Below are 25944 nucleotides of genomic sequence, written 5' to 3' on the forward strand. Positions count from 1 at the left end.
CTGAGGTTCTTATATCTATAAAGTCGCTCTCCTGACTGACCGGGAGTGACCTCATGTCCGCCACCTCTACTGTTCCAACCGCGACCGCCACCGCCCAAACCTTCGAGATTCTCCCTTTTTCCGGCAGCGTCGGCGCCCAGATCATCGGCCTGGACTTGTCACGCCCGGTCAGCGAGCAGGATTTTGCGCGCATCCACCGTGCGCACCTGGACTATCACGTTGTGGTGTTTCGCGACCAGCGCATCACCCCCGAACAGCAGATCGCCTTCAGTCGCCGTTTTGGTGTGCTGCAGATCCACGTGCTCAAACAGTTCCTGCTGGCCAACCACCCGGAAATCCTGATCGTCTCCAACATCATTGAAAACGGCCAATCCATCGGCCTGGGAGACGCGGGAAAATTCTGGCATTCGGACCTGTCTTACAAAGAGCTGCCGAGCCTGGGCTCGATGCTGCACGCCCAGGAACTGCCGTCTGAAGGCGGCGATACCCTGTTCGCCGACATGCACAAAGCCTGGGACCAGTTACCCGAGCACCTGCGTAAAGCCGTCGAGGGCCGCAGCGCCGCGCATTCCTACACCGCGCGTTACAGCGAGACCAAATTCGAAGGTAACTGGCGCCCCACGCTGACCCCAGAGCAGCTCGCCCAGGTCGCGGAAGTCGTGCACCCCATCGTGCGCACCCACCCGGAAAACGGCCGCAAGGCGCTGTTCGTCAGTGAAGGGTTCACTACCCGCATCGTCGGCCTGCCGGAAGACGAAAGCCGTGACCTGCTGGCCCAGCTCTACGCCCATAGCGTGTTGCCACACAACATCTATCGCCACCAATGGCAGCCCCACGACCTGGTGTTCTGGGACAACCGCTCGCTGATCCACCTGGCCGCCGGCTGCCCAAGCCACCTGCGCCGCAAGCTGTTTCGCACCACCATCCAGGGCGATGCGCCTTTCTGATCCCCATTTGCGCCAAGTGAGATGAAATGAACATGCCCCTGCAAGGCCACGCGGCCAGCACTCCGAACACGGCGCTGCCGCTGCTGGCGGTGGATAACGTCAGCCTGGAATATCGCACGCCCGAGCGGGTGGTGCGGGCCACCCACCAAGTGAGTTTCGAGATCGACCCGGCCGACCGCTACGTGCTGCTCGGCCCGTCGGGCTGTGGCAAATCCACCTTGCTCAAGTCCATCGCCGGGTTTATCAAACCCTGCGAAGGCGAGATCCGCCTGTTGGGGCAAAAGGTCGAGCAACCCGGCCCGGATCGCATCGTGGTGTTCCAGGAGTTCGACCAGTTGCCACCGTGGAAAACCGTCAAGCAGAACGTGATGTTCCCGCTGCTGGCCTCGAAAACCCTGAAGCGCGCCGAAGCAGAAGAACGCGCGCTGCACTACCTCGACAAAGTCGGCCTCAGCGCCTTTGCCGATGCCTATCCACACACCCTTTCCGGCGGCATGAAAGCCCGCGTCGCCATCGCCCGTGCCCTGGCCATGCAGCCGAAAATCCTGTTGATGGACGAGCCCTTCGCCGCCCTCGACGCCCTGACCCGACGCAAAATGCAGGAAGAGTTGCTGCTGCTCTGGGAAGAGGTGCGCTTCACCCTGTTGTTCGTCACGCACTCCATCGAAGAAGCGCTGGTGGTGGGCAATCGCATCCTCTTGCTGTCGCCTCATCCCGGGCGTGTACGTGCGGAAGTCCACAGCCATCAATACGACCTGCACAGCCTCGGAGGCGTGGCGTTCCAGGCATCGGCGCGGCGCATTCATCGCTTGCTGTTCGATGAAGCGCCCGAGGCCGAACGTGAGTTGGGTTTCGCCGATATCCGCATCGCCTACTGAAGGGTCAACCAATGCGCCAGGAATTTGAAATCACCCTAGAACCGCTGCTCAGCGTCCCTGTGGAACGTGCGTTGCCGCTGCGACAGCGCCTGTGGCAACAAGGCTGGCTGCGCAAGGGCCTGATCCTGATTGTGCTCGCCATCCTGTGGGAAGCCGTTGCGCGCTACCAGGACAACGACCTGCTGTTGCCGAGTTTTTTGCAGACCTTTCACGCGCTGTACGACGGCCTGCTCAGTGGTGAATTGCTCAGTAAAGTCAGCATCTCGCTGGCCGTGCTGATCAAAGGCTACTTGATCGGCATCGTACTGGCGTTCGCCCTGACTACCTTGGCGGTGTCGACCCAACTGGGCCGTGACCTGCTGAGTACCCTGACCTCGATGTTCAACCCGCTGCCGGCGATTGCGCTGTTGCCGCTGGCGCTGCTGTGGTTTGGTCTGGGGCAGAACAGCCTGATCTTCGTGCTGGTGCATTCGGTGCTGTGGGCGCTGGCACTCAATACCTATTCGGGGTTCCTCGGCGTGTCCGAAACCCTGCGCATGGCCGGTCGCAACTATGGCCTCAAAGGCATGCGTTTCGTGCTGTTCATCCTGATCCCGGCGGCGCTGCCGTCGATCCTTGCGGGCCTCAAGATCGGCTGGGCATTTGCCTGGCGCACCCTGATCGCCGCCGAACTGGTGTTCGGTGCCACCAGCGGCAAAGGAGGCCTGGGTTGGTACATCTTCCAGAACCGCAACGAACTGTACACGGACAAGGTGTTCGCCGGGCTGGCGGTGGTGATCCTGATCGGCCTGCTCGTGGAAAACCTGGTGTTTGATACGTTCGAGCGTCTGACGGTCAAGCGCTGGGGTATGCAGCGTTGATCCCACGAGGCCATAAGAATCTTCGCTTTTAAATAGGAATGGTTGCTCTTTGCCCTGGCTGGCTTCGATAATCCCGCCCGAATTCGGCGCCGCGATGGCGTCGAACCGTTCTGGTAAAGGGATTTACGACGATGCGTTTTCTTGTCTTGGCAGCGGCTGTGTTGTTATCGACCTCGGTGTTGGCGGAGTTCGTACCCGAAGCTGTGTTCATGCCCAAGCCGCAATACCCGGCGTTTCTGACGTCCCTTCCGGGACATGCGCGCATCAGCTTGAATATCCACAGGGATGGTTCGGTCAGCGATGTAAAAGCGCTCAGCGCCACCAAGCCTGAGTTCGGCGCAGCCGCCGTGGCGGCGGCCCAACAATGGCGTTTCAAGCCCTGGACGGTGAATGCAGACCAGCCAGCGTTAATCGACGCGCAAAACGAGATGATCTTTACACCTGAAGAGCTCAGGACAAAGAGTACCCAGCTGTCCTTTATGGAAACGACGTTTCAGTCCTGCAGTGCGTTAAACGAAGAAGTCAGTCAGTTCCGCCGTAATCATCCTTCCCGCCCGCTTATCCAGATGAAGAGTTTTGCCATCACCCGTGTCGCCGTGATGTTCCCGGCATTGAGCGGTAAAAGCGCCTACGACGAAGGCCTGACCCGGGCCGACGAACTGGAAAGCGCGCTGCCGGACATCGTGCGCAAGTGCCAGGCTCACCCTAAATCCACCTTCGCGAAATACCTGCCCGTCAAACTGAGGCGCTACCTGTAAAGCCTGCTACGATTGCGCTCACTTCACGCCCCGTTGTTCACGAGTGCCTGGCATGCAACTACCGGACATGAACCTGCTGGTCGCCCTCGATGCCCTGCTCGATGAGGGCAGCGTAGTGGGCGCCGCGCGCCGCATGAACCTCAGCCCGGCGGCCATGAGCCGCACGCTCACGCGTATCCGCGAAGCGGTAGGCGACCCGATCCTGGTGCGCGCCGGTCGCGGCCTGGTGCCCACGCCCAAGGCCCTGGAGTTGCAAGGTCAGGTGCGCAATGTGGTGGAGCAGGCGGCGCTGCTGTTCCGCTCGGCGGACCAGGTGGACCTGAGCACCCTGCGTCGCCGCTTCAGCGTGCGCGCCAATGACTTTTTCATCGGTGTGTATGGCGGGCGCCTGTTCGACACCATGGAGCGCATGGCCCCCCTGTGTGAGCTGTGCTTCGTGCCCGAAGGCGACACCGACGACGAGGCGTTGCGCGAAGGGCGCCTGGATCTGCGGGTGAGCAACACCATGCCCGCCAGCCCCGAAGTGAAAGTGCAGAACCTGTTCTCCACTACCTTCGTCGGCCTGGCGCGGGAAGACCATCCGTTGTTCGACGAAGAAATCACTGCCGCACGTTTCGCCAGCTATTCGCATATCAGCATCTCGCGGCGCGGCATCGCGCGGGGGCCGATCGACACCGCGCTGAATGCCCAGGGCCTGGAGCGGCGCGTGGCGATGATCGCACCGGGCTTTCACGGCGCAATGTTCATGCTGCCCGATTCCGACCTGCTGTTGCCGGTGCCGAAGGAGGCGCTGTTGAGCGCCACGCGTCTGAAACTGCCACTGCGCGCCTTCGCTTTGCCGATCTCGTTGCCGACGCTGGTATTGGCCCAGTCCTGGCACCCGCGCTTCGACAAGGACCCCGCCCACAAATGGCTGCGCGAAACCATGCGCGAGAGTTGCCATGCCACGTGGCTCGAAGCGCAGCCCGTCTGACAATTGCGTTTGGCACACTTATACCTTGCCAACAAGTAACTTTTTGTCATGTGTGTGCCTGATTAAACTGCTTGGGTATTGATCATTCCGAGTTACCTGTTCATGACTTCCCTCGCTGCCCCCACCCTTGCGGCCGCAGCCAAACCCACTGCCATGACCCCGCCCGTATTCGGCCCGCGCATCATCATTGGCCTGGTCGGCGTGTTGCTGGCGGTGCTGGTCTCCGGTCTCAACGAGATGGTCACCAAAGTGGCCCTCGCGGATATCCGTGGCGCGCTGTACATCGGGTTTGACGAAGGCACCTGGCTGGTCGCGGCGTACACCGCCACTTCCGTGGCGGCCATGGCCTTTGCGCCCTGGTGCTCGGTAACGTTTTCCCTGCGCCGCTTCACCCTTTGCGCCATCGGCCTGTTCACCGTACTCGGCATTCTGTGCCCGTTCGCGCCGAACTATGAAAGCCTGCTGGTGCTGCGCACCGTGCAAGGCCTGGCCGGTGGCGCGTTGCCGCCGATGCTGATGACCGTGGCCCTGCGTTTCCTGCCGGCCAACGTCAAGCTGTACGGCCTGGCGGGCTATGCGCTCACCGCCACCTTCGGCCCAAGCCTCGGCACACCGCTGGCGGCGCTGTGGACCGAGTACGTCGGCTGGCAGTGGGCGTTCTGGCAGATCGTTGCGCCGTGCCTGCTGGCCATGGCCGCCGTGGCCTATGGCCTGCCGCAGGATCCACTGCGCCTGGAGCGCTTCAAACAGTTCAACTGGCGCGGCCTGCTGCTGGGCTTCCCGACGATCTGCATGCTGGTGGTCGGCATTCTGCAAGGCAACCGCCTGGACTGGTTCGAGTCGGGCCTGATCACCTTCCTGCTGTGTGGCGGCGGTGTGTTGCTGGTGCTGTTCATGCTCAACGAATGGTCGCAGCCCATACCCTTCTTCAAGCTGCAGATGCTCGGCCTGCGCAACCTCTCGTTCGCCCTGATTGTGCTGGCGGGCGTGCTGATGGTGCTGACCTCGGTGATCATCATCCCATCGAGTTTTCTCGCTCAGGTGCAGGGTTACCGCCCACTGCAAACCGCGCCGGTGATGCTGCTGATGGCGATCCCGCAGTTGATCGCGCTGCCGTTGGTGGCGGCGCTGTGCAACCTGCGCTGGGTCGATTGCCGCTGGGTGCTGGGGATCGGCCTGGGCATGCTGGTGCTGTGCTGCGTGGGCAGTGCGCACCTGACGTCGGATTGGATTCGCGACGATTTCTACGGCCTGTACCTGCTGCAAATCTTTGGGCAACCGATGGCCGTGCTGCCGCTGCTGATGCTTTCCACCGGCAGCATCCAGCCCATGGACGGGCCGTTCGCTTCGGCCTGGTTCAACACCATCAAGGGCCTGGCCGCGGTGATCGCCACCGGCGTGCTCGACACGCTGACCACCCAGCGCCTGCACTTCCACTCGACCATGTTGGTCGATCGTCTGGGCAATTCGCCCCTGGTCGACGGCGACGCGCCAGGCCTGGCGCACCGCCTGCACGAGCAGGCCGTGGTGCTGACCTCTTCGGATTTGTACTACGTCATGGCCGCGGTCGCGGTGGCGTTGATCCTGCTGATTTTCTGGATGCCCACGCGGATTTTTCCGCCGCGCGCACCGACTTGATTGAAAGGACTGTTCATGAAACGCAAAGATAAAATCGCCGTCGCCGTCATCGCTGTATTTGCTGTCGGCGTGCTGGTTTACCTGGTCGCGCCGGGCGTGCTGGGCAGCAAGCGCCAGACCACCAACGACGCTTTCGTTGCCGCTGACTTCACCCTGGTGGCACCGCGTGTGGCCGGCTTCATCAAGGAGGTGCTGGTGGAAGACAACCAGCGCGTCAAAGCCGGGCAACTGCTGGCGCTGATCGACGACCGCGATTTCCGCGCCGCCGCCCAGGCCGCCGATGCCGACGCCTTGGTCGCCCAGGCTCATCTGAAAAACGCCACCGCGACGCTGGAGCGCCAAAGCTCGGTGATTGCCCAGGCCCAGGCCACCGTCGCGGCGGACCGCGCCGAAATGGCCTTCGCCGAACACGAACTGAACCGCTACAACCACCTCGCCGGTGTGGGCGCCGGCACGGTGCAGAACGCCCAGCAAGCCAAGACCCGCATCGACCAGGCCACTGCGCGGCTGGCCAACGCCACGGCGGTGCTGGCGGCCGAACGCAAGCAAGTGGAAATTCTCACCGCCCAGCGCGATGCCGCCGAAGGCGGACTCAAGCGTGCCCAGGCCGCGCTGGAACTGGCCAGTTATCAGCTGTCGTACACGCGCATCGTCGCGCCGGTGGATGGCATGGTCGGTGAGCGGGCGGTGCGGGTGGGCGCCTATGTGACACCGGGCAGCAAGATCCTTGCGGTCGTGCCGCTGGAGGAGGCTTACGTGGTGGCCAACTTCCAGGAAACCCAGCTCTCCCATATGCACGCCGGCCAAGCGGTGCAGGTGCGCGTCGACAGTCTCGATGGTGAGTTGCTCAACGGTCATCTTGAAAGCCTCGCGCCTGCAACCGGGGTGACCTTCGCCTCGGTCAAGCCCGACAACGCCACCGGCAACTTCACCAAGGTGGTACAGCGCATTCCGGTGAAGATCGTCCTCGAACCCAACCAGGCCCACATCGAACGCCTGCGTGTCGGCATGTCGGTGGAAGCCAGCGTCGACACCCGGCCGGTTGCGCAGCAGCGTGAGGTGGCCCAGCAATGAAGCGAGTTGCCTGGCTCACCTTGAGCCTCATCAGCCTGAGTGCCTGCACGGTCGGTCCGGACTTCCACAAGCCTCAAGGTCCGCAAGTGACGCAATGGAGCGAGCCCCAGGGGCGCCAGGCAGCCAGCCGTGCCGTCACGGAACCCTTGCAGGAACGTTGGTGGGATGTGTTCCAAGACGCGCAACTCTCGGCCCTCACACGCCGTGCGCTCACCGATAACCTCGACCTGAAACTGGCCAGCAGTCGCCTGCAACAAAGCCGCGCTGTACGCCAGGTGACGACCGCCGAGCGCTACCCCGAGGTTGATGCGACGGGGGCTTACCAGCGCAAACGCAACAGCGGCAAAGGCCTGAGCGACCCGTCCGGCGAGAACGGCCGTGCGGCGTTCAACCAGTGGGACGCAGGCTTCTCCGCCTCCTGGGAGCTGGACTTCTGGGGCCGCGTCAAACGCGAAACCGAAGCCGCCGACGCCACCCTGCAAGTCGCCGAAGACGACCGCCGTGCCGTGCTGCTATCGGTGCTCGCCGAGACCGCTCAGGACTACATCCAACTGCGCGGCGTGCAGAACACCCGCGCTGTCACCGAGCAGAACCTCGACGTCGCGCGCCACAGCCTCAAGCTGTCGCAATTGCGCTTGGCCGACGGCGTGGCGACCGACCTGGATGTCGCCGAAGCCGCCGCCCAAGTCGCCGCCATCGAGGCGCGCTTGCCAGACCTGCAACAGCGCCAGGACCAGCTGATCAACGCCCTCAGCCTGTTGATGGGCGCGCCGCCGCAAGCGCTGCACGCGCAACTGTCCAAGGACGCCGCCGTGCCGCAAACCCAGCGCCAGGTCGCGATTGGCCTGCCGTCCGAACTGGCCGAGCGCCGTCCGGACATCCGCCAGGCCGAGGCGCGCCTGCACGCCGTCACTGCCAGCATCGGTGTAGCGAAGGGTGACTTCTACCCGCGTATCACCTTGTCCGGCAGCCTCGGATCCCAGGCCATGCAACTCTCGGACTTCGGTTCCTGGGGTTCTCGTGCCTTCGCCTTCGGCCCGCAATTGAGCCTGCCGCTGTTCAACGGTGGGCGCCTGCAAGGCATGTTGAACCTGCGTGAAGCCCAGCAACAGGAAGCGGCGCTCGCCTACCAGCAAACCGTGCTGCGCGCCTGGCATGAGATCGACGACCAGTTGACCCGCTACAACGCCAGCCAACTGCGCCGCGACAGCCTGGCCGAAGCCGTGCGCCAGAACCAGATTGCCCTGCGCACCGCGCAACAGCAGTACGTGGAAGGCGTGGTGGATTTCGTCAACGTGCTCACCGTGCAAAGCGCGCTGCTGGCGACGCAGGAGCAGTGGGTGGAAAGCTCCACCGGCGTGTCCCTGGCGATGGTGGGCTTGTATAAAGCGTTGGGTGGCGGCTGGGAATCGGTGTATCCATTGCGCACGGTGGGTGCGGGTCAGGTTACCGATTCTGCAAAAACACCACGTACCCCCGAAACCACTCGCTCCCCTGCAAATACCCCGGCTCTGCCCACTCACCCCCCTGAATCAAGCCAATCTTGAACGGCAGCCCCAACCGATTCATGCGTGGCAAGTACGCCGCGTAGTCCGGGATGCTGTGGCGGCCCTGGTACGTCTGCACCACCACTTCATCCACCACGCCCTTGAGTTGGGCGATGGCGGCCGGGTCGGCGTTGCTGCTCCAGTCCATCAGGCCGGTGATGCTCAGGCGCAGGTTGGCCGGCAAACGCTGGCGCAGGTCGCGCAGGAACCCGGCGTATTCGTGCAGGTATTGGGTGCGCGCATCGAAGTCGATCTGGATACCGACCACTGGGTTGCCCGCGTCGCGCCAGCGTTGCACCTGACCGAGCAGTTGGCTGTAGACCGGCTCGGGCCAGCGCAGGGTGTGGGCGCGGTAGACGATCCAGATGTCGCCCTGGGTCAGGCGCGGCACGCTGATGCCCTGGGCGATCATCCGCACGCCACGCTGGGGCGCGCGGCGAGTCGAGTTGATCTGGCCCTGGAGGATGTACAGGGTCTTGGCCTGCTTGAGTACCGGCTGTGGGGTGACGCCACTCCACAGCCAGAACGCGTCATAGTCGCGGGCGTCGACGGCGCCGAAGGCCGGGCTTGCCAGTAGCAGCAAGCCGAGCCACAGGTGCTTCACCAGTAGTACTGCAGGGACTTGCCCCACTGGGTGTCGGCGAAGCCGGTTTTCAACTGACGGAACCACGCCTTGCGCACGGCGGGCTCCACATCGACGCCACCGCAGCTGTTGTAGCCCGATGGCCCGTAGCAGTTGATCGCACGGAACAGCGCGTAGGCTTTGTCATTTTTCGGCGCCTTGGCGTTGCCGATCACCTGTTTGTAGCCGTCCAGGCGCGAGAAGGTTTCACCCTTGAAATCCGACGCGGTGCTGCCCAGGCTACCGGCGGCGCGTGCCTGTTCCAGCGGCATGCCGTCCAGGCCGTTACGCAGGATGAATTCGCCCAGGCAGTTGAGGCCCTGTGGGTTTTTGGCGTCGGCCTGCAAGGTCGCGGCGATTTGCGCGATGCTCGGGCAGGCGTAGCCGGACTCGGCTTTTTCACCGTTCCACTGGAACAGCTTCAAGGTCTGGCTGGCGCTGTAGACGTAGCCCAGGCTGGTGCCCAGTTTGTCTTCCGGGGCGCTGGCTGGCAGTTGCTTGAGGTCGTCGGCGAAGGTCGCAAACTGGCCGCGCAGCAGGTCTTTGTAGAGCAACACGAACTGTGCGGTCTGGCGTTCCAGCGGGTCGCTGGCCTGGGCGATTTGCTGGCGCAGCAGCTCAGGGCCGGCGACGTTGCGCAGCAGGATGTAACGCACCTGCTTGGCGCTGATCGGCGAGTCGGCGGCGAACACCTTGGCCAACTGGCCGCTGCGCTCGTAATTCATCGCCAGGGCCAGCTCCAGCTGGTCGCGTTGCAGTGGCAATTTGGCCAGCGGCAGCAGTTGCAGCCAGAGGGCTTCGGCGCCTTTCCAGTCTTTTTTCTCTTCCAGGGCGAGGGCGCGCAGGGTCTGTTGGCTGAAGGCGAAATAAGTCAGGTTCGACGGTACGCTTTGCGGCAACAGCTTCAAGGCAGCATCTGGCTGATGCTCGCTGTACAGCGCATTGACCGCCAGCAGGTAGTCATACAGCTCTGGCGCACTGGTGAACGCGGCTTTTTGTTTCTCCAGATCGGCGCGGGAGAGGGCGGGCTGGTTGCCACCGCGCATCACCATCAAGTCACTGACAAACTGGATCATCGGTGTACTGACGGTTTCGCTGTTGACCATCAGCAGCTTGAGGTCGGCTTCCTCCACCAGCTCGTCCACCGATACATTGCGCTGCGCGTCAGTGGCCTGGGTCATGGCCCAGGCGTAGGCCTCGGCAAGCTTGCTGTTGTCATCCCCCAGCCAATAAACCCGGCGCAGCAGGCCACGGGCGGAGGCCATGTAGTCGCCCTGTGGATAAGTCTTCAGGTAGCCGACAAAACCCTGCTCGGCATCGTTCAAGGCCGACTTATCCACACGCGCGAGTTGCGGCATGCCGTATTCGTCGAAGGCTTCAGCCTGGGCCTGGTTCAAGGACGTGCGTGCGGTCATGTACGACGCAGCTTCCTTCAGCCAAAGCAGATTACTGGCGCCGGCAGCGATAAAACCCCGTTCGGCGTCGCCGAAACGGCCGCTGTAGAAGTCAGCGGCGGCTTGCAGGTAGGCGCGCAACAGTTGGCCATCGGCAGACTGGATCTGCTGGGCGTCCACCACCTGGCCTTCCCAGGAGCAGGCCGTCAGCAGCTGCAAGCGCGCCTTCACCAGCAACTCGCGTTCCGTCGCCGGCATGTCGGCCTTGATCACCTGGCTGATGAACGCGGTGGCGCTGTCATCGTCGTTGCTGCGGCAGCGGCTGCCTTCGCCACTCAGAAATTCTTCCCCGGCGGTTTTGTACTCGTCGCGCTTGATGCCCAGGGGCTGGAGCAGCGTGTCCAGTTCGGCAGTGTGGGAGTCGTCGGGCTTGTTGTCCGGTTCTTCGTGGGTGCTCGGAATCGGCGCCAGGCGATAGACCGCAAAGGGCACAGGACCAAAACCTTGGGACAGATCGTCTTCGCTCAAAGGGTTGGGTGCCAGGGGCGCCGCGTTTTTGTCGGCCAGCAGCAGGCGCAGGTTGACGCGGCTGTCGTTACCGGGGCTGAGGAAGGGCAGGTTGCTGCACGCGTCCAGGCTGTCATGTGAAACCCGCCAGTCGGGGTAGCACGAGTCGTCGGAGCTGGCCTGGGCCTGTTGGGAAATACCAGCGAGCAATGCCAGTGCCAGGGGTGACAGAAAACCGATGCGCATGACGTGTCCTTGATCCTGAGTCCTTGGAGGGGCGCAATAATAGCCTGTTCCTACGGTTGCTTCGGAGAAGCCCTGCACAAATTGCTGATTTGTCCGATTCCAGCGGCGGATCTTGGGCTTTTGTCCTAGAGTGGCGGTGTTTGCGCTTGGGCAATCAGGGGAATTGAGGTGCGTCGGTCTGTGGTAGAGCAAAACGAAAAGGTCGGGACGTTACCGGCACTCAATCGTCTGACGTGGGAAGGTGCCGGCTGGATCAGCCGACTGTGGTGGGTGCCGATCATGGCACTGGCCTTGGCCCTGCGCTTTTACCACCTGACGTCGGCGGCGATCTGGGGCGACGAGGGCTCGAGCCTGCTGCTCAGTGAATACGCTTTGGGCGATCTGTGGTTTCACGCGGCGCACGACGTGCACCCACCCCTGTATTTTTTCCTGCTGCGCGGCTGGATCGAGCTGTTCGGCGACAGCATCTGGTCGATACGCGGCATGAGCGCCATTCCTGGTGTGGTCGCCGTGGGCCTGGGCATCTGGCTCACCCGGCAACTCTCCACCCGGCGCGCGGCGGTGCTGGCGGGGATTCTGCTGGCGTTGTTGCCGACCGCGGTGCGCTATAGCCAGGAAGTGCGCATGTATTCGCTGCTCGGGGTATGGCTGCTGGGCGCGACGCTGGCGCTGGTGTACTGGGTGCGCCAACCCGAGCGCACGCGCTATCTGGCGGCGTATGTCGTGTTGATGACGGTCGGTTTCTACACCCATTACTTCACCGCGCTGTGCGTGCTGGTGCACTGGGCTTACCTGGCTGTGCTCTGCGGCACGGCGCCGCGAGGCCAGCGGTTGATCACGCGCCCGGCCTGGTGGTTGGCCAACGCTGCGATTGTGCTGGTGTACCTGCCGTGGCTGCCGAACCTGCTGGACCTGGTGCAGCATGTCGAACAGCTCAAGGTGGGGGGCGACATCGGTTGGGAGGATCCGGTCAGCCTGTTCTCCCTGCCGTCGATGATCTGGCAGTTCGTGCTGCAGGATGAAGGCGTCGGCTTCTGGGCGCCGCTGTTCTGGCTGTTTCCGCTGTTACTGGTGGCGGTGGTTGTCATCACGGCCTGGCGTGATCGCGAGCGCCACCGACCGGCAGTCCTGTTGATGCTTTTTTTCCTGTTGCCGCTGCTGCTGGTCTACGGTGTGTCGTTTATTTCCCCGGTGTTTATCGAGCGTTACCTGACGGTGTACGCCCTGGGCTTGCCGATTCTGCTGGCGATCGCCATCGACCGCCTGTCGTCGCGGTTTGCACTGCTGGGGGCGGCGTTGTTTGCGCTGTTCGTCGGCGTCGAGCTGGTGGGGTTGAAGAACAATTTCACCGTGGATGAGCACGACCAGCTCAACGTGCCGGTGGAGTTCGTCAACCGCAATTACCAGGAAGACGACCGCATCGTCCTCAGCGACATGTTGTGGTACCTCAGCTACGTGTATTACGACCAGACCGATGCCCAATTGCAGCTCTACACCCCACCCAAGCCGGATGGCACCTCAACCCGGCCGAATGCCTACGGCTTCGGCACTCTGGTGGACCAGGACGGCGGGCGCATCTACCTCGACCGCCTGTCGGCACTGCCCGCCGAAACCCGCCGCGTGTGGCTGATCAGCAGCAACGAAGCGCCGGACGAATTCGCCCCGCTGCCCGAAGGCTGGCGCGAACTCAGTCGCCAGGATGGCGGAGGCGCCAGGGCGCGCTTGTTCGTGTTGTGCAACGTCCCGTCGGCGCAACCCGAGGGCTGCCGCTAGACTGGGTGAATGCTTTTCTATCAGGAGCCCGTCATGCAATCGCCCGTACATAGCTTGCCGTCACTGTTCAAACAGCTCGGGCTGCCCGATGACCCGGTGAGTATCGAGAAATTCGTGGCGGTGCATTCACCGCTCAAGCCGGAGCTGAACCTGGCGGATGCGTTTTTCTGGACGGACAGCCAGAAGGCGTTTTTGCGCGAGGAGATTCTGGAGGATGCAGATTGGGCAGAAGTGGTGGATGAGTTGAATCTGATGTTGCGGGGTGGGCGAGGGGTGCAAAAAACTTAGCAGAAAGGGCAAAAGTTGAAAAAATCTGGTGAAGGTTAAAAAAAACTGAGGTTTTTCCGCGTTAGTGAACTTTTTCTGACGCACGGGCCTGGAGTTGATGGCGAGAATTCAGCACCGGCCCCCAAGACCCGCTTTACTTACCGCTACCGCCCACCACCCATCCGCAAAATTGTTTCAAAACTTGACGCATCTGGCTTCACCCATCATATTGATAGTTAGCAAACTAACTGTATGCGAACTATCCAGTGCCTCAATCCCTCGAACAACTCCAGATGAACCTCAGCAGCAGCATGGTGGTGGGCGCCCGTAACTGGCGCAAAATCTGCCAGACCACGCTGGTGAGCTACGGCATTTCCGAAGCCTGCGCCGTGCCGTTGTTGATGATCGGCCGTCTGGGCGACGGTGTGCATCAGGTCAAAGTGGCCCAGGCCTCGGGGATGGAAAGTCCGTCGCTGGTGCGCCTGCTCGACCGGCTGTGCACCGACGGCTACGTGTGCCGTACCGAAGACATCCACGACCGCCGCGCCAAGTCCCTCAGCCTCACCGAGCGTGGCCGTGAGCTGGTGCAAGCGGTGGAGGTGCAGTTGGTGCGCCTGCGCAAGGAAGTGCTGGCCGACATGACCCAAGGTGATATGGAAGCCGCGCTGCGTGTGCTGCGCGCCTTCGAGGCGGCGTCGCTTTGAACGGATTTTTCACCGGTTTTCCGCCCGCCCGTGATTGGTTCTACGGGGTGCGCACCTTCGCGGCCTCGATGATTGCCCTGTACATCGCCATGCTTATGCAAATGCCGCGTCCGTACTGGGCGATGGCCACGGTGTACATCGTTTCCAGCCCGTTTGTCGGCCCGACCAGTTCCAAGGCGCTGTACCGTGCCATCGGGACCTTCATGGGTGCCGCGGCGGCCGTGCTGTTCGTGCCGATGTTCGTGCAGTCGCCCTACATGCTGGTGGTGGTGATTGCCCTGTGGACGGGCACGTTGCTGTTCCTGTCGATGCACCTGCGCACGGCGAACAACTACGCGCTGATGCTCGCCGGCTACACCTTGCCGCTGATCGCCCTGCCGGTGGTGGATAACCCGCTGGCGGTGTGGGATGTCGCCGAAGCGCGCACCGAAGAAATCTTCCTCGGTATCGTAGTAGCAGCGGTGGTGGGTGCGATGTTCTGGCCGCGCCGGCTGATGCCGGTGTTCGATGGCTCGGTGGCCAAGTGGTTTGCCGATGCCCAGGTCTACAGCCAACGCTTTATCACGCGCAATGTGCAGCCTGAAGAAATCAGCACCTTGCGCGGCGGCATGGTCGCCACCTTCAACACCCTCGAATTGATGATCGGCCAGCTGCCTCACGAAGGCGCGCGGCCGCAGACGGTGCGCAATACCAAGGAGTTGCGCGGGCGCATGATCCATCTGCTGCCGGTGGTGGACGCCCTCGACGACGCGCTTTATGCCATCGAGCATCGCGCGCCGGAGTTCCTCGATAAAATCACGCCGCTGCTGGAAGCGACCCGCCAGTGGCTGGAGGACACCCAAGAAGCGGCGCCGATGGAACGCTGGCGTGTCCTGCGTGACCAGGTCGACGCCCTGCAACCAAGCGGCGAAGCGCTCGACGACCGCCACACATTGCTGTTCTCCAATGCGCTGTATCGTCTGGCCGAGTGGATCGACCTGTGGCAAGACTGCCGCAGCCTGCAAGCCGCCATCCAGTGCGAAAGCCAGGACACCTGGCGCGCCGTGTACCGTCACTGGCGCCTGGGCCGGCTCACGCCGTTCCTCGACCGTGGGCTGATGCTTTACTCGGCGTTTTCCACCGTCACCGCGATCATTGTCGCGTCGGTGTTGTGGATTCTGCTCGGCTGGACCGACGGCGGCAGCGCGGTGATCCTGGCCGCCGTCGCCTGCAGCTTTTTTGCTTCGATGGATGACCCGGCGCCGCAGATCTACCGGTTTTTCTTCTGGACCGCCATGTCGGTGCTGTTCGCCAGCCTCTATCTGTTCCTGGTGCTGCCCAACCTGCATGACTTCCCGATGCTGGTGCTGGCGTTCGCGGTGCCGTTCATCTGCATCGGCACGCTCACCGTGCAGCCGCGTTTCTACCTGGGCATGTTGCTGACGCTGGTGAACACCTCGTCGTTCATCAGCATCCAGGGGGCTTACGACGCCGACTTCCTCAACTTCGCCAACGTCAACCTGGCCGGGCCGGTGGGCCTGCTGTTCGCCTTTGTGTGGACGCTGATCGCGCGGCCCTTCGGCGCCGAGCTGGCGGCCAAGCGCCTGACCCGGTTCAGCTGGCGCGACATCGTCAGCCTCACCGAGCCTGCGACCCTGGCCGAACACCGGCACATGGCCGTGCAGATGCTCGACCGCCTGATGCAGCACCTGCCGCGCCTGGCCCTGATCAACCAGGACACCGGCACCGCCCTGCGCGATTTGCGCGTGGCGCTGAACCTGCTCGATTTGCTGGCTTACTCGCCGCGCATCCTCGGCGTGCCGCGGGTGTTGCTCAACCAAGTGGTGGAAGGCGTGGGCGGTTACTTCAAGGCGTGCCTGAAGGCCGGTGAACGCTTACCCGCGCCCAGCGGTCTGCTGATGACCCTCGACCGCACGCGCCGCGCGCTCAACGGCCAGGGCCTGCAAGACGAAGACGACACCCGTCTGCACTTGTTGCATGCGCTGGCCGGTTTGCGCCTGGCGTTGCTGCCGGGTGTGGAGTTCATTGGCGGCACTGAGATGGAAGTGCCGCTGCCTGATGGAGCGCCTTTATGATCGGTGATCTGGATATCAGCGGGGTGTTCCTGCCCACGCTGCTGGTGCTGATGGGCATTACGTATGTGTTGTTCCTGGTGGTGCACGGGTTGTTGACCCGCCTCCACTTCTATCGCCTGGTCTGGCACCGGGCATTGTTCAATGTGGGGCTCTACGCGCTGTTGCTGGGCGCGGTGGACTCACTCAGTCGATACCTGATGACATGAAAAAACCTTTTTTGACCATCGGCCGTGTAGTCCTCACGCTGTTGATCGTGACGTTCGCGGTCGTCGTGGTGTGGCGCATGGTCATGTACTACATGTTTGCCCCCTGGACCCGTGACGGCCACATCCGTGCCGACATCGTGCAGATCGCCCCGGACGTGTCCGGGCTGATCCAGCGCGTGGACGTGCACGACAACCAGCTGGTGACCAAGGGCCAGGTGCTGTTTGCCGTGGACCAGGACCGCTTCAAGCTGGCGCTACGCCAAGCCCAGGCCGCCGTGGCCGATCGCCAGGAAACCCTGGCCCAGGCCCAGCGCGAGTACAAGCGTAACCGTGGCCTGGGCAACCTGGTGCCCAGCGAGCAGCTGGAAGAAAGCCAGTCCCGCGTGGCCCGTGCCCAGTCGGCCCTGGCCGAAGCCCAGGTGACGGTGGATTCCGCGCAGTTGAACCTCGACCGCTCGGTGATCCGCAGCCCCGTGGATGGCTACGTCAACGACCGTGCGCCGCGTACCCAGGAGTTCGTCACCGCCGGACGCCCGGTGTTGTCGGTTGTGGACAGCAATTCCTTTCACATTGACGGCTATTTCGAAGAAACCAAGCTCGACGGCATCCACGTCGGCATGGGCGTGGACATCCGTGTGATCGGCGACAACGCCCGCCTGCATGGCCACGTGCAAAGCATCGTCGCCGGTATCGAAGACCGCGACCGCAGCAGCGGCTCCAACCTGTTGCCCAACGTCAACCCGGCGTTCAGTTGGGTGCGCCTGGCCCAGCGGATTCCGGTGCGTATCGCGTTTGACGATGTGCCGGCGGACTTCCGCATGATCGCCGGGCGTACGGCCACCGTCTCGATCATCGGCGACAAGGTCAAAGACGGAGACAAGCCATGAAGCAACTGCTGGCCACCGCCGCGCTGGGGTTGCTGCTGTCGGCCTGCCAAGTGGTGGGGCCGGATTACACGCTGCCGGAAAAATCCGCCATCAACCGGGGCGACCTGCAAGGGCAGATCGCCGGCGAGGGTAGCAATGTCGTGTCGGCCCCGGTGCCGGCCGACTGGTGGAAGCTGTACAAGGACCCGCGCCTGGATGAACTGGTGCGCCAAGCCATGGCCTCCAACACCGACTTGCGGGTGGCCGCCGCCAACCTGCAACGCGCGCGTTTCCAAACCCAGGAAGCTGAGTCGGCGGGCGGCTGGAGCGCGGGCGCCAAGGCCGAGGCCCAGCGTCTGCAGGAATCCGGCGAGGCGTTTTTGCTGACGGAAAAAGTCCCGGTGGCCAACATCGGCAGCGTGGGCATCACCACCTCGTATCAGTTCGATTTGTTCGGCGCCTTGCAGCGCGGTATCGAAAGCGCCCAGGCCAACGCGGATGCGGCTCAGGCCGCTGCCGACATTGCCCGCATCACCCTGGTGGCGGATGTCGTGCGTTCCTACACCCAGGTGTGCGCAGCCAATGAAGAGCTGGCCATCGCCAACGAGTCCCTCGACCTGCAAGCCCAGAGCACCCAGCTGACCCAACGCCTGCGCGACGCCGGGCGGGGCGATGAAACCCAGGTCACCCGCTCGCAGACTCAATACAAATCCCTGCGCGCCGACATGCCGCGCTACGAAGCGGCGCGCCAGGCCGGACTGTTCCGCCTGTCGATGCTGCTGGCCAAGCCGGTGGACCAATTGCCGGCCGGCACGGGCAGCTGCGCCGAGCTGCCGCATATCGCGCAATTGCTGCCGGTGGGCGATGGCGCGGCGCTGCTCAAACGCCGTCCCGATGTGCGCCAGGCCGAACGCCAATTGGCCGCCGCCACCGCGCGTATCGGTGTGGCCACCGCTGCGCTGTACCCGGACATCAGCATCGGCGCCACCGTTGGCACCGTCGGCATTCTGGACGACTTGGGTACGGCGCCCACCAACCGCTGGGGCTTTGGCCCAATGATCAGCTGGACGGTGCCGACCAACGGCGCCCGTGCGCGTATCCACGAAGCCGAAGCCGCGACCCAGGGCGCTCTGGCGCACTTCGATGGCGTGGTGCTCAATGCCATCCGCGAAACCCAGACCGGCCTTGCGCAATACACCGCGCAACTGCAACGCCGCGATGCCCTGAATGAGGCCGGCGAGTCGGCGAAGGAAGCGGCGGGGCAGACCCATCGCTTCTTCCAGGCCGGTCGCGCATCGTTCCTGGCCGACCTGCAAGCCACCCGCACCTATACCGATGTGCGCGCACAGCTGGCAGCGGCCAACACCCAGGTCGCCATGAGCCAGATCGATCTGTTCCTGGCCCTGGGCGGTGGGTGGGAAAGCGGACGAACGCAAGCGTCACAGCCCGGCAAACCCTGAGCTAAAAGCTATGCTTGGTCAGGTGGGGCGCCGTGACGCTCCACCTGACACTGCTCGCGTTTGCTCATGGGGATTCCAATAATGAAAAACCCTTATGCTCCCGCTTTCTGGTGCGTGCTCTTCGCACTGGTGCTGTTATCGGCTGCTTATTTCTATGGCGTCATGCTGGCTCACCAACTCGACAAGGCCATGGTGTTTCTCGACAGCGCCTGCCTGGTGATCGGCACCCTGTCCATCGGCGTGGTGGCCTGGGCCTCCTACCAAAATCAACGGGTGAAGCGAAAGCTCCTCGAACAGGGCAAGACCCGTGTCGCGATCTGGGACACCAAGGTCGCGCTGCGCCGGGTCGAGACGGTATTCGACCGCTATTTCTGGGGTAGCTACTGGCAGCCGGGACGTACCTTCCAGGAAGTCATGGGCGACCTCACCGGCACCCCCCTGGAAAAAAGCCTCGAAGTCCTGAAAAAACAGTGCGTGGCGCTCGACCGGCAAGTGGCTGACGGTCGGCACTGGCTGAACAACGCGCGGGAATTGTCCGATGTGGCCACGCAAATGGCCCGCGAGCGCTACCAGCTGGACTTCTGCGACCCCAAGACCGATACCCCGGGCAACGCCGTGATACATCGCGAGTTTGAGGTGCTGGTGTACACCTGGACGGCGCGGCTGAAGAGTTTCGACCACCAGTTGGATGAAATTGAGTTGGAGTACTCCTGAACTCCTGCTGAACTGATCCCTCTGAAAAGCTGGGCCGTTCGCGGCCCCCAGTGCTAATCTTCCCCCGTTTTCGGCGGGCTTGAGCCAACCCCCTCGGGGTTCAAGGAAGACAGCCCACTTCTCACAGGATTTGATCAGGTCACTTCATGAATAAGCCAGCAGTCGTTCTTTTGGGTTTTGTTGTCGCCGTCGGCGTCGTCAGTGCAGGCGGTGCCTGGTACACCGGCAAGCAGTTGGAGCCGGTGCTGCAAACGGCCGTGCAGGACGCCAACAAGGAACTGCAACGCTCCATGGCGGGCGTCGACGGCAGCGTCACCCTGGAGCTGGTGTCCCTGGACCGTGGCCTGTTCAGCAGCACCGCGCACTATCGCCTCAAGGGCCAGGGCTCGGTCTTCGGCGAACAGAACCCGAACCCTGAGCTGCTGATTGTCGACCATATCGAACACGGCCCGCTTCCATTCTCGCGCCTGGTGTCGCTGAAATGGCTGCCGGTCATGGCCACCAGTCACTATGCACTGGAAAAGAACGCCACCACCGAGAAGTGGTTCGCCGCCGCCAAAGATGTGTCGCCGCTCAAAGGCGTGGCCAATATCGGCTACAGCCGCTCGGTGAACGGTAATCTCGAACTGCTGCCCCTGGAGTTCAAGGACGAGACGTCTTCTGTGAGCTTCTCCGGCCTCAACCTGGACTTCGACAGCACTGCCGAAGGCAAGAAGGTCAAGGTGGATGGCTACATGAACAGCCTCAAGCTGGACGTCGTTGACGCCAATGGCGCGCCGTTCAACGCCGAATTCGCCGGCCTGACCGTGGCCAGCAACCTGGAGAAATCCACCTTCGGCTTCTACACCGGGCAGAACACCGTAGAGCTGACGGACACCAAGCTCACCTTCGGCCCGCAGAAAGCCGTGCTGACCCTCAAGGGTTTCGAGCAGAAAGACTCCAGCGAAGTCAAAGACAACAACATGGCTGGCCGCGTCGATTACAAGATCGACGAGATCGGCTACCAGGGCAAACCGGTCGGCTCTGCCGCCATGGCCCTGAGCCTGAAGAACATCGACGTGCCATCGGGCCTGGTGTTGACCAAGCTGTACCAGGACAAGATGCAGCCGGTGCAAGCCGCTGCCGCTGCCGGTCAGCCAGTGCCGGAGCTGCAATTGACCGAAGCCGAGCAGGCCCTGGCCGAAGCCAACGTCAACCAACTGTTGGCTGCCAAGCCCCACCTGGCGCTGGAAAACCTGTCGCTGAAAACCACCCACGGTGAGAGCAAATTCAATCTGGTGCTGGACCTGGCCAAGCCGACTTCCATGGAACTGCCGCCAGTTGAGCTGGGCAAGCAAATGGTTTCGCTGCTGGATGCCAACCTGACCTTGTCCAAGCCGATGATCGCCGACGTTGCCGCCCTGCAAGCGCAGGTTGGCGGTGTGACCGACCCTAAAGCCATCGAGCAGCAATCCCAGATGGCCAGCGAGATGGTCAGCGGCATGGCCGTTGGTACGCAACTGGCGACGCTGGTGGGCAGCGACGTGGTCTCCAAACTTCACTACGCCAACAATGAAGTGACCTTCAACGGCCAGAAGATGACCGTCGAGCAGTTCATCAGCTTCGTCATGTCCAAAGTCGGTGCGGTTGGCGGCGCGCAGTAAAAATTTCGCCATCGCCCTGAAATAAAAAATGGGGGAGCGGGGATGCCCGCGATAAAGGTCAAACCGTCGACACTCATGTCGACTGGCAACCCTCTATCGCAGCCAACCCTGCTCCCCCATTCGTATTTCAGATTTGCAGTGCAATTCTGAACAATTGTTATGACTTGTCCTTTTCCATCCGCGCGTCGGGGATAGTTCCTACAGGAAAGCTAGGTCGGGTCACGAGACGCCGACACCCTGATGCAAATCGCTCAGGACCACCTATCGTTACAGCTTTCCGTGTGTAAGGAAGCTCACGATATGCTGCGAACACTCCCACTCAGTGCCTCAGGCCGTTTGCGGCTGCTCATCGGGGTAACCTTGTGCAGCCAGTTGCTGATGCCCACCTTTGCCATGGCCGACCCGGCCTACGACGCCCTGATCATCCAGGCGCGCAACGGCAACTTCACCCCCGCCCTGACCCAATTGCGCCAATGGCCAGCCGAGCGTCAGACGCCAGGCCAGATCAGCGACCACCTGGTGATCGCCGGTTGGGCCGGCCAGGATGCCGAAGTGCTGAAGGTGTACGAGGCCCAGGGGCAAAACCGCAACCTGACCGCCCAGGCGCTGGCCACGGTTGCGCGCACATATCGCAACCAGAAGCAGTGGGCGCAGGCCGAAGCGGTCTATCGCAAGGCGCTGCTGCGTGAGCCGAATAATATCGACCTGCAACTGGGCCTGGCCCTTACCGAGGCTGACGGTGGCAAGGCCAGCGACGCGGTGCAACGCACCCGCGCGCTGGTGGCCGCCAAGCCCGACGATCCCAACCGCCGCATGGCGCTGGGCTACGCCCTGACCCGTGCAGGCTTGAATTACGACGCCCTGTTTGAATTCGACCAGGCCTTTATCCGTGCCGGCGACAAACCGGAGGTCGCCCGCGAATACGTGGTCGCCCTGCAAAAGGCCCGCCTGCCGCAGCCGGCGTTGCGCCTGTCGGCCCAGCGTCCGGGGCTGGTCGATCCGGTGACCCAGCGTCGCCTCGAAGGTGACCTGGCCGCCGAGCGTGTGCGCATCGCCGAGTTCGCCACGCGTACCGAAAAAGAACGCTATGTCATCGCCGACCGTGCGCTCCAGGACTACGACAAGCTCCTCGCCCGCTGGACCCCGGACGCCACCGCCCATGATGACGTGCTGATCTGGCGCATCGACCGCCTGGGCGCCCTCAAGGCGCGGGCGCGTACCGCTGAGGTGATCCGCGAATACGAGGCCCTCCAGGCCGAAGGCGTGCGGTTGCCCACCTACGCCAAGCGTTGGGTGGCCGCGTCCTACCTCGACCAGCGTCTGCCGGAAAAGGCTGCACCGTTGTACCGCGAGGCGCTGGACGCCCCCGATGCGGACGTGGGCGACCGTGTTGAAGACACCACCGCGCTGTTCTACGCCTTGCTCGAAAACGACCAGGTGGATGAAGCACGTGCGGTCGCCAAGAATTTGGCCGACACCCAGAAACCAAGGGTTGAACTCAAAGGGCTGCCGATTGGCAACCCGAACGATGAGTGGATGGACGCCCAGCAATTGTCCGCGCAGGCCGGCACCTACGGCGCCGACCTGCCCTCCAGCGAAAAAGCCTTGGACGACCTGGTGAGCAAGGCCCCAGGCAGCATCGGCCTGCGCCTGGCGCAAGCGGAAATGTACCGCGCCCGTGACTGGCCTCGACGCGCTGAACGCTCGCTCAAGGAAACAGAGGCCCAGGCCCCACGAGACATTGGCCTGGAAGTGAGTCAGGCCTACACCGCCCTGGACCTGCAGGAGTGGCGCCAACTCGACATCCTCACCGACGACGTGGTCGCCCGTAACCCCGACAACCGCCAGGTGCAGCGCCTGCAACGCCTGCGTGAAGTGCATGACATGGCCGAGCTGCGGGTCGAGGCCTACACCGGTAAAAGCTTCGGCGGCGGCAGCAACGGCGATGCCGGTGCCGTCTCGGGTAGCCGTGACTGGGGCATTGAAAGTCGCCTCTACACGCCGCCCATCGATGAAGACTGGCGCCTGTTCGCCGGTGCCGGTTATGCCCGCGCCACGTTCGAAGAGGGCACCGGGCAGCATCGTTGGCAGGTGGTCGGTGTAGAGCGGCGCACCCGCGACATGACCATTGAAGCCGAGGTTTCCAACCATTCCTACGGCGATGGCTCAAAACAAGGCGCCGCCGTGTCGATTGCCCGCGACATCAATGACAACTGGCAATACGGCGGCAGCCTGGGCTACCTGCTGTCTACCACCCCATTGCGGGCGCTGAATGACGGAATTACGGCCAACGGCGGCAGCGGTTTTATCCGCTGGCGCGCCAATGAAAGCCGCGAGTGGAAACTGACCCTCAGCCCGTCCCATTTCAGCGACGGCAACGACCGCTTCGAAGCCTTGCTCAGTGGCCGCGAAGGCCTCTACAGCTCGCCGAAAGTGCAAGTGGACCTGGGCCTGGAAGTCGGCGCCAGCCGCAACAGCAAGGAAGACACGATCTACTTCAACCCGAAGTCGGACTTCACCGTGTTGCCGGTCCTCAATATCAACCATGTGCTCTATCACCGCTACGAGACCCAGTGGAGTCAGCAGTTCCAGGTCGGTGCGGGTACCTACAGCCAGCGGGACTATTCCACCGGTGGCATCGGTCTGGTGGGCTACGGCCAACGTTTTCGCTGGAACGATGTCCTGGAAGCCGGCGCCAACCTGAGCTTGGTCAGCCGACCATACGACGGTGATCGCGAACGCGATCTGCGTCTGCTCGTCGACCTCACTTACCGTTTCTAGAAGAGCCTGACCATGACCGTCTTCAGCCGTTGCCTGTTGATCCTGGGTGTAATGCTGGCCAGTGCCTGCGCCCAGCAACCCGCACCTTTCACTCCACCCGCCGAGCGGCCGACACCGGTCAATGAAGCGCCGTGGCCGAAAAACCATTTCCTGGGCATTGCCTACCACGACGTCGAGGATCGCGACCCCGATCAGGCGGTGGTGGCGGTGCGTACCGAGCGTTTGATCGAGCAGCTGGCCTGGCTGCGCGAGAACGGCTACCAAGCGGTCAGCGTCGACCAGATCCTGGCGGCCCGCAACGGTGGGCCGGCGTTGCCGCCCAAAGCCATCATGCTCAGCTTCGATGACGGCTACTCCAGTTTCTACACCCGGGTGATGCCGGTGCTGCGCGCCTATCGCTGGCCGGCGCTGCTGGCGCCAGTGGGCTACTGGATCGATACGCCGATGAACCAGCCGGTGGATTTCGCCGGCCAGCCACGGCCACGTGGCGAGTTCCTCACCTGGCAGCAGATCCGCGAAGTGTCGCAGTCGGGCCTGGTGGAAATCGCCGCGCACACCGACAACAACCACAAAGGCATCCTGGCCAACCCCCAGGGCAACCTGGAGCCGGCGGCGACTTCGCTGCGCTTTGACCCGGCGACGGGCCGCTATGAAAGCCAGGCGCAGTTCGATGCGCGCATGCGTGCCGACGTCGTAGCTATCTCGAACAAGATCCAGAACGTCACCGGCAAAAAACCGCGCGTGTGGGTCTGGCCGTACGGTGCTGCCAAGGGCACCTCGCTGGCGATCATTGGCGAGCAGGGCTACCAGATGGCCCTGACCCTGGAAGATGGTCTCGACAGCTCTGCCGACTTGATGAACAGCCCGCGCTTCCTGGTGGCTTCCGACCCGGATGGCGAACACTTCGCCAACAGCATCGTCGCGGCGCAAACCAAGGCACCGATGCGCGTGTTGCACGTCGACCTGGATAACGTCTACGACCCGGACCCGGCCCAGCAAGCGCGCAACCTCGACCAGTTGGTGCAACGCGTGGTGGACATGGGCGCGGGCACCGTGTTCCTGCAAGCCTTCGCCGACCCCAAGGGTGACGGCCTGGTGCATGAGCTGTACTTCCCCAACCGCCACCTGCCGGTGCGTGCCGACCTGTTCAACCGCGTCTCCTGGCAGTTGCACACCCGGGCTCATGCTGCGGTGTATGCGTGGATGCCGGTGCTCAGCTTTGCCCTCGACCCCAAGCTGCCACGCGTGACGCGTTGGGACCCGCAAACCGGCCAGGTCGGCCTCGACCCGGACCAATACAAACGCCTGTCGCCGTTTGACCCGCAGGTGCGCAAGATCATCGGTGAGATCTACGAAGACCTGGCGCGCAACAACGCCATCGACGGCGTGCTGTACCACGACGATGCGGTGTTCAACGATTTCGAAGATGCCAGCCCTGCCGCGCTCAAGGCCTATGTCGCCGCCGGCCTGCCGGGCACAATCCAGGCCTTGCGTGCCGACCCGGCGGTGATGCAACGCTGGACGCGCTTCAAGAGCCGCTACCTGATCGACTTCACCAAGGAGCTGACCGCCAAGGTCCGCGCCATCGGTGGGCCGCAGTTGCTGACGGCGCGCAATATCTTCGCCGAGCCGATGCTCAACCCAGGCAGCGAAGCCTGGTTCGCGCAGAACCTTGATGACTTCCTCCAGACCTACGACTGGACCGCGCCCATGGCCATGCCGCTGATGGAAGGCCAGGAATACAAGACCTCCAACGCCTGGCTGGAGAAGCTGGTGGCGACGGTCAAGGCACGCCCTGGCGCGCTGGAGCGCACCGTATTCGAACTGCAAGCCAAAGACTGGCGCACCAAGGCCGCACCGGACATCGACAGCCAACAGATGGCTGAATGGATGGGGGTGCTCAAGCGCCAGGGTGTCACCAGTTTTGGCTACTACCCGGACAACTTCCTGGAAAACTCCCCGGACCTGAAGACTGTGCGTCCGGCCCTTTCCAACCAATGGAACCCTTGAC

General features: G+C 63.0%; 21 protein-coding genes. 19 read left to right on the plus strand and 2 right to left on the minus strand.

Annotated elements, in window-relative coordinates:
• Nucleotides 1–53: 53 nt before the first annotated feature.
• The 8 genes from ACZ445_RS00640 to ACZ445_RS00675 all read left to right on the plus strand — a co-directional run bounded on the left by ACZ445_RS00640 (nt 54) and on the right by ACZ445_RS00675 (nt 8675).
• Nucleotides 54–947 (plus strand): TauD/TfdA dioxygenase family protein, encoded by an 894-nt coding sequence (locus ACZ445_RS00640; RefSeq protein ID WP_179029414.1) that lies wholly within the window; start codon nt 54–56, stop codon nt 945–947.
• A gap of 26 nt (nt 948–973) precedes the next feature.
• Complete coding sequence (locus ACZ445_RS00645) at nt 974–1825, plus strand: ABC transporter ATP-binding protein (protein WP_058425820.1); 852 nt, start codon at nt 974–976, stop codon at nt 1823–1825.
• An 11-nt stretch (nt 1826–1836) separates the two neighbouring features.
• Nucleotides 1837–2685, plus strand: a complete 849-nt coding sequence (locus tag ACZ445_RS00650; protein WP_179029415.1) for an ABC transporter permease — start codon at nt 1837–1839, stop codon at nt 2683–2685.
• Nucleotides 2686–2816: 131 nt separating this feature from the next.
• Nucleotides 2817–3443: a TonB family protein gene (locus ACZ445_RS00655; RefSeq protein WP_058425818.1), complete on the plus strand. Its 627-nt coding sequence runs from the start codon at nt 2817–2819 to the stop codon at nt 3441–3443.
• Nucleotides 3444–3495: 52 nt separating this feature from the next.
• On the plus strand, nt 3496–4416 hold the full coding sequence (locus ACZ445_RS00660; protein WP_058425817.1) for a LysR family transcriptional regulator: 921 nt from the start codon (nt 3496–3498) through the stop codon (nt 4414–4416).
• Nucleotides 4417–4518: 102 nt separating this feature from the next.
• Nucleotides 4519–6054 (plus strand): MFS transporter, encoded by a 1536-nt coding sequence (locus tag ACZ445_RS00665; RefSeq protein WP_310864193.1) that lies wholly within the window; start codon nt 4519–4521, stop codon nt 6052–6054.
• Between the two features lie 15 nt (nt 6055–6069).
• Nucleotides 6070–7128 carry an HlyD family secretion protein gene (locus ACZ445_RS00670; protein WP_058425816.1) on the plus strand — a complete coding sequence of 353 codons (1059 nt, stop codon included), beginning with the start codon at nt 6070–6072 and terminating at the stop codon, nt 7126–7128.
• Nucleotides 7125–8675: an efflux transporter outer membrane subunit gene (locus ACZ445_RS00675; protein WP_240164098.1), complete on the plus strand. Its 1551-nt coding sequence runs from the start codon at nt 7125–7127 to the stop codon at nt 8673–8675. The genes ACZ445_RS00670 and ACZ445_RS00675 overlap by 4 nt, the downstream gene beginning before the upstream one ends.
• On the opposite strand, the gene ACZ445_RS00680 is transcribed toward ACZ445_RS00675, so the two are convergent.
• Nucleotides 8575–9279, minus strand: a complete 705-nt coding sequence (locus ACZ445_RS00680) for a DUF3142 domain-containing protein (protein WP_058425815.1) — start codon at nt 9277–9279, stop codon at nt 8575–8577. The genes ACZ445_RS00675 and ACZ445_RS00680 overlap by 101 nt on opposite strands.
• Nucleotides 9276–11444, minus strand: coding sequence for a PA5441 family protein (locus tag ACZ445_RS00685; RefSeq protein WP_310864192.1), 2169 nt, complete (start codon nt 11442–11444; stop codon nt 9276–9278). The genes ACZ445_RS00680 and ACZ445_RS00685 overlap by 4 nt, the downstream gene beginning before the upstream one ends.
• Nucleotides 11445–11612: 168 nt before the next feature.
• Here ACZ445_RS00685 and ACZ445_RS00690 point away from each other — a divergent pair, with 168 nt between their 5' ends.
• The 11 genes from ACZ445_RS00690 to pgaB all read left to right on the plus strand — a co-directional run bounded on the left by ACZ445_RS00690 (nt 11613) and on the right by pgaB (nt 25943).
• Nucleotides 11613–13217: a glycosyltransferase family 39 protein gene (locus tag ACZ445_RS00690; RefSeq protein WP_058425813.1), complete on the plus strand. Its 1605-nt coding sequence runs from the start codon at nt 11613–11615 to the stop codon at nt 13215–13217.
• A gap of 33 nt (nt 13218–13250) precedes the next feature.
• Nucleotides 13251–13505, plus strand: coding sequence for a DUF2789 domain-containing protein (locus tag ACZ445_RS00695; protein ID WP_058425812.1), 255 nt, complete (start codon nt 13251–13253; stop codon nt 13503–13505).
• Between the two features lie 272 nt (nt 13506–13777).
• Nucleotides 13778–14188, plus strand: coding sequence for a MarR family winged helix-turn-helix transcriptional regulator (locus ACZ445_RS00700; RefSeq protein ID WP_058425810.1), 411 nt, complete (start codon nt 13778–13780; stop codon nt 14186–14188).
• A complete protein-coding gene (locus ACZ445_RS00705; protein ID WP_464707901.1) occupies nt 14185–16263 on the plus strand; it encodes an FUSC family protein in 2079 nt (692 codons plus the stop codon). Before ACZ445_RS00700 ends, ACZ445_RS00705 begins: the two co-directional genes overlap by 4 nt.
• The gene (locus ACZ445_RS00710; RefSeq protein ID WP_010214247.1) at nt 16260–16469 is read left to right on the plus strand and encodes a DUF1656 domain-containing protein; all 210 of its coding nucleotides are present in this window, start codon (nt 16260–16262) and stop codon (nt 16467–16469) included. The genes ACZ445_RS00705 and ACZ445_RS00710 overlap by 4 nt, the downstream gene beginning before the upstream one ends.
• The gene (locus tag ACZ445_RS00715; RefSeq protein WP_058425808.1) at nt 16466–17356 is read left to right on the plus strand and encodes an efflux RND transporter periplasmic adaptor subunit; all 891 of its coding nucleotides are present in this window, start codon (nt 16466–16468) and stop codon (nt 17354–17356) included. Before ACZ445_RS00710 ends, ACZ445_RS00715 begins: the two co-directional genes overlap by 4 nt.
• Nucleotides 17353–18795, plus strand: coding sequence for an efflux transporter outer membrane subunit (locus tag ACZ445_RS00720; RefSeq protein ID WP_464707902.1), 1443 nt, complete (start codon nt 17353–17355; stop codon nt 18793–18795). Before ACZ445_RS00715 ends, ACZ445_RS00720 begins: the two co-directional genes overlap by 4 nt.
• 81 nt (nt 18796–18876) lie before the next feature.
• Nucleotides 18877–19509, plus strand: a complete 633-nt coding sequence (locus tag ACZ445_RS00725; RefSeq protein WP_310864189.1) for an NADH:ubiquinone oxidoreductase subunit N — start codon at nt 18877–18879, stop codon at nt 19507–19509.
• 146 nt (nt 19510–19655) lie between these two features.
• Entirely contained in the window at nt 19656–21152 is a 1497-nt protein-coding gene (locus tag ACZ445_RS00730) for a YdgA family protein (RefSeq protein ID WP_464707903.1), read from the plus strand.
• Between the two features lie 300 nt (nt 21153–21452).
• On the plus strand, nt 21453–23933 hold the full coding sequence (gene pgaA, locus ACZ445_RS00735; protein ID WP_464707904.1) for a poly-beta-1,6 N-acetyl-D-glucosamine export porin PgaA: 2481 nt from the start codon (nt 21453–21455) through the stop codon (nt 23931–23933).
• 12 nt (nt 23934–23945) lie between these two features.
• Nucleotides 23946–25943, plus strand: a complete 1998-nt coding sequence (gene pgaB / locus ACZ445_RS00740; protein WP_464704650.1) for a poly-beta-1,6-N-acetyl-D-glucosamine N-deacetylase PgaB — start codon at nt 23946–23948, stop codon at nt 25941–25943.
• The last annotated feature ends 1 nt before the right edge of the window (nt 25944 follow it).

The organism is Pseudomonas allii (genome assembly GCF_055380095.1).

Coding starts and splice junctions, on each gene's coding strand:
- ACZ445_RS00640 (WP_179029414.1), top strand. CDS start 54: ATGTCCGCCACCTCTACTGTTCCAACCGCGACCGCCACCGCCCAAACC.
- ACZ445_RS00645 (WP_058425820.1), top strand. CDS start 974: ATGAACATGCCCCTGCAAGGCCACGCGGCCAGCACTCCGAACACGGCG.
- ACZ445_RS00650 (WP_179029415.1), top strand. CDS start 1,837: ATGCGCCAGGAATTTGAAATCACCCTAGAACCGCTGCTCAGCGTCCCT.
- ACZ445_RS00655 (WP_058425818.1), top strand. CDS start 2,817: ATGCGTTTTCTTGTCTTGGCAGCGGCTGTGTTGTTATCGACCTCGGTG.
- ACZ445_RS00660 (WP_058425817.1), top strand. CDS start 3,496: ATGCAACTACCGGACATGAACCTGCTGGTCGCCCTCGATGCCCTGCTC.
- ACZ445_RS00665 (WP_310864193.1), top strand. CDS start 4,519: ATGACTTCCCTCGCTGCCCCCACCCTTGCGGCCGCAGCCAAACCCACT.
- ACZ445_RS00670 (WP_058425816.1), top strand. CDS start 6,070: ATGAAACGCAAAGATAAAATCGCCGTCGCCGTCATCGCTGTATTTGCT.
- ACZ445_RS00675 (WP_240164098.1), top strand. CDS start 7,125: ATGAAGCGAGTTGCCTGGCTCACCTTGAGCCTCATCAGCCTGAGTGCC.
- ACZ445_RS00685 (WP_310864192.1), bottom strand. CDS start 11,444: ATGCGCATCGGTTTTCTGTCACCCCTGGCACTGGCATTGCTCGCTGGT.
- ACZ445_RS00695 (WP_058425812.1), top strand. CDS start 13,251: ATGCAATCGCCCGTACATAGCTTGCCGTCACTGTTCAAACAGCTCGGG.
- ACZ445_RS00700 (WP_058425810.1), top strand. CDS start 13,778: ATGAACCTCAGCAGCAGCATGGTGGTGGGCGCCCGTAACTGGCGCAAA.
- ACZ445_RS00710 (WP_010214247.1), top strand. CDS start 16,260: ATGATCGGTGATCTGGATATCAGCGGGGTGTTCCTGCCCACGCTGCTG.
- ACZ445_RS00715 (WP_058425808.1), top strand. CDS start 16,466: ATGAAAAAACCTTTTTTGACCATCGGCCGTGTAGTCCTCACGCTGTTG.
- ACZ445_RS00720 (WP_464707902.1), top strand. CDS start 17,353: ATGAAGCAACTGCTGGCCACCGCCGCGCTGGGGTTGCTGCTGTCGGCC.
- ACZ445_RS00725 (WP_310864189.1), top strand. CDS start 18,877: ATGAAAAACCCTTATGCTCCCGCTTTCTGGTGCGTGCTCTTCGCACTG.
- ACZ445_RS00730 (WP_464707903.1), top strand. CDS start 19,656: ATGAATAAGCCAGCAGTCGTTCTTTTGGGTTTTGTTGTCGCCGTCGGC.
- pgaA (WP_464707904.1), top strand. CDS start 21,453: ATGCTGCGAACACTCCCACTCAGTGCCTCAGGCCGTTTGCGGCTGCTC.
- pgaB (WP_464704650.1), top strand. CDS start 23,946: ATGACCGTCTTCAGCCGTTGCCTGTTGATCCTGGGTGTAATGCTGGCC.